The 3,320-nt window shown below is 33.1% G+C and carries 2 protein-coding genes, 2 tRNA genes and 1 other RNA gene; all 5 read left to right on the forward strand.

From position 1 onward, the window contains the following. Positions 1-201: 201 nt before the first annotated feature. The 5 genes from E6A48_RS11440 to ffs all read left to right on the forward strand — a co-directional run bounded on the left by E6A48_RS11440 (position 202) and on the right by ffs (position 3,015). On the forward strand, positions 202-1,242 hold the full coding sequence (locus tag E6A48_RS11440; protein ID WP_014933550.1) for an ABC transporter permease: 1,041 nt from the start codon (positions 202-204) through the stop codon (positions 1,240-1,242). Further along, a complete protein-coding gene (locus E6A48_RS11445) occupies positions 1,242-2,642 on the forward strand; it encodes an ABC transporter permease (RefSeq protein ID WP_219710440.1) in 1,401 nt (466 codons plus the stop codon). The genes E6A48_RS11440 and E6A48_RS11445 overlap by 1 nt, the downstream gene beginning before the upstream one ends. A gap of 79 nt (positions 2,643-2,721) precedes the next feature. Beyond that, positions 2,722-2,795: transfer RNA gene (locus E6A48_RS11450), tRNA-Arg, on the forward strand. 16 nt (positions 2,796-2,811) lie between these two features. Beyond that, positions 2,812-2,896 (forward strand) — tRNA-Ser (locus E6A48_RS11455). A gap of 24 nt (positions 2,897-2,920) precedes the next feature. Further along, positions 2,921-3,015: signal recognition particle sRNA small type (gene ffs / locus E6A48_RS11460), an RNA gene on the forward strand. Positions 3,016-3,320 lie beyond the last annotated feature (305 nt).

Raw genomic sequence — 3,320 nt, forward strand, 5'->3', positions numbered from 1 at the left:
GTATAATACTATATAGTATATTAATATTTTCGGTAAAATAAAGTCTATATTATACTTTTACACAAACATTCTATATAAGATATTATAATTTATTTATAACTTCATAAAAAAATCATAAATAAAAACTATAATAAATAATTTAATCTATTATGCTTTACAATTTTTAGTCTTTTTAGTATAATCTTAAACAAGGATAATATTATGTTTACTTATTTTGTAATCAAAAGAATACTAAAAGGCATAATCATGTTTGTGATACTTATGTTTATGTCTTCTGCTATATTTAACACCGTAAGCGAAAAAACTCTAAAAGCTCAGATTGAAGAAAATATTAATGCCGAAGTACGAGGACTTAGCAATATGCGTACAGAAGATGTGGAAAACTTTATTAAAGAGAGAAGAGCATACTATTATGATATATATTGGCTTAATAGAAGCATAGGCGAGAGAATATTTATAAGAGCAATTAACACTATCACATTTCAATTCGGCAAATCTACTATAATGATGGATTCTAACGGCAACAGAGATGTTATAAAAATAATAGGAGAAGCATTGCCCCGCTCTATAATACTTTTTACAACAGCATCAATCATACAAATGATAATAGGCTTAATAATAGGGCTTGTAAAAGCAAGAAAAGCAGGAAAACTATTCGACAGAACAACAAGTATTATCACTATGATAGTTTACGGTATGCCTACTTGGTGGCTTTCTATGATACTAATAATGATATTTGTTTATAAGTTTAATTTGTTTCCATCGGGAGGGGTTCATTCCATACCCACACCTGAAGGCATAATGTATTATTTGGATATGTTATGGCATATGGCTTTACCTATGCTCACATTAACATTAATAGGATTTTGGGGGCTTTCTTTTGTTGTGAGAAATATAGTGTTGTCTACTCTTCAAGAAGATTATATTATGGCAGCACGTGCTAGAGGTATATCAGAAAAGTCTGTTCTTTTAGGGCATACTTTAAGAAGCTCGGCACCTCCTATAGTTACAATAACTTTGTTAGGACTTTTAGGCTCTATTGCAGGCTCTATCATATTTGAAGGAATATTCTCTTGGCCTGGACTAGGCAATCTTTATTGGATATCCGTTCAGCAAAATGATATACCTGTATTAATGGGTAATTTAGCTATTACTACTGCTCTTTATCAATTTGGTTTGGTTGTGCTTGATATATCTTACGGATTTTTAGACCCTAGAATAAAAGTTGGAGGCAAGATGTAATGAATAATGTTAATAAAAAACTTGCCCATATAATAGAATTTTTTAATGAGTTTAAAAAAGATAAAACAGGCGTTGTAGGCTTATGCATACTTCTTTTGGCAATATTTGTTTCACTGTTTGAGCCTATAATACTCACATACAAAGAAGCTCCAAAACGCTGGAGAGATATTACCTATTGGCAGGATAACCCAGCATCAGCCCCTCCAGAATGGCTTAATTTCTTCAGCAGAGAAAAATCGGCAATTACAACAGATATAAAACCTATAAGCGTAAAAACTAATTATATAGATAATCAAGCAGTATACAAAGCAGTATTTGAATATGATTATCAATTTGATAAATCTCCAGTAGACTTAATCTTTCATGCTAATGTAAATAACTCTTCTGCTTTAGTGTGGAATGTAACAAGACCAGACGGCGTTGTAATCACACTTTCAGATAGTTTACATAATATAAAAGGAGATTTAAGAATATCTGCATTCAATGATTCAAAAAATAGAATATTTAGGTTTTACAGAGAGTCAGTTCCGAGAATGCTTGCAAGGCAAATTGACACCCTCACAACCAACCCTATGAAAATACTTTTTAATACAAAAAAAGATGATATGGCAAAAAATTTCTTGGCATTAAAAGGCGTTTATAAATTTGAAGTAACTGCTAATTTTTCTGACATCAATTCAAGTTTTGAAAATCCTTATATGGTATTGGTAGGCTCAATGTCTGGAATAATGGGCACTGACAATATGAAGCGTGATATATTTTCTGGGCTTATATCTGGGCTTAAATGGGCTTTGTTTATCGGCATAGCTACGAGTTTTATATCGGTTATAATTGGCGTGATGTATGGAATAGTGTCTGCATATTTCGGAGGGTTTGTTGATAGCTTTATGCAGTTTGTTTATCAGATATTTATAGGTATACCGGTTTTGCCTGTAATGATAGTAATGAGTGCAATATTTAAGCCTACAATATGGACTATGATAACAATGATGATATTTTTCTCTTGGACAGGTTCAGTTATGACGGTTCGCTCTATGGCTATGCAGCTTAAAGAAGAAACCTACATTGAGGCAGCACGCACAATAGGGGCTTCGCATTTTAGAATAATATTTAATCATTTAGCTCCTTTACTTTTGCCTTTTTCATTTGCTTCTATGGCTTTGGCTGTGCCTTCTGCTATAGTTTATGAGTCTTCATTATCTTTGCTTGGTCTTGGAGATGCCACTATTGTTACATGGGGGCAGATTTTGCATGATGCTATGAAAGGTTCTGCTGTGCTTTCTGGTCTTTGGTGGTGGATAATACCTCCTGGAATATTGATTGCTATTTTGGGAATGTCTTTTGCATTCTTGGGTTTTGCATTAGATAAGATACTTCACCCAAAACTAAAGAGCAGATAAAAAATAATTGATTAAAGCAAAAAATAAGTATTTGCAAAAAAATATTTTTATGTTATAATTTTCAAACTATAAAACCTATGTGCCTGTAGCTCAATTGGATAGAGCATCAGATTGCGGTTCTGAAGGTTGGAAGTTCAAATCTTCTCAGGCACGTTTAAATTAAATATATGGAGAGATGTCCGAGCGGTTGAAGGAGCACGATTGGAAGTCGTGTGTATGTAAAAGTACCGTGGGTTCGAATCCCACTCTCTCCGTAGTTTAGTTTCCTACATCTCTTATAACGGGGCTCTACGGCAGTTGATGATGAATCCGCCAGGTTCGGAAGGAAGCAACGGTAAGTCAACCCAACTGGGTGCTAGTTCTCCTGTTATAAGGGGCCTTTTTTATTCATTACCATATTTTTAATATAAATATATCTTTCTATATAATAACTTTTTTATTTGACTTTTACCGTATTACATGCTGTAAACTTTGTTAAATGTAAAGACCTGCAAATATCTTAATTTAAATAAATAATTTCTAATAAACTTACAATTTTCAAAATATAGTTAAATAATTATTAAATATATTATCAACTTTTTTGTCGCTCTCGCACCATACCTAAAGGTACTTCCTACAGTCGCCCTGAAAGACTCCCTTTGGTCGCATGCACTTCCTTCGGTCGCGGTGCGGACTTCG

It is taken from the genome of Brachyspira pilosicoli, from assembly GCF_019402445.1.
In the GTDB taxonomy this organism is placed as follows: Bacteria; Spirochaetota; Brachyspiria; order Brachyspirales; family Brachyspiraceae; genus Brachyspira; species Brachyspira pilosicoli_B.

What these genes read in the sequence shown, in the direction of transcription:
- E6A48_RS11445 (WP_219710440.1), top strand. Translation starts at nt 1,242, where the DNA reads ATGAATAATGTTAATAAAAAACTTGCCCATATAATAGAATTTTTTAAT.
- E6A48_RS11440 (WP_014933550.1), top strand. Translation starts at nt 202, where the DNA reads ATGTTTACTTATTTTGTAATCAAAAGAATACTAAAAGGCATAATCATG.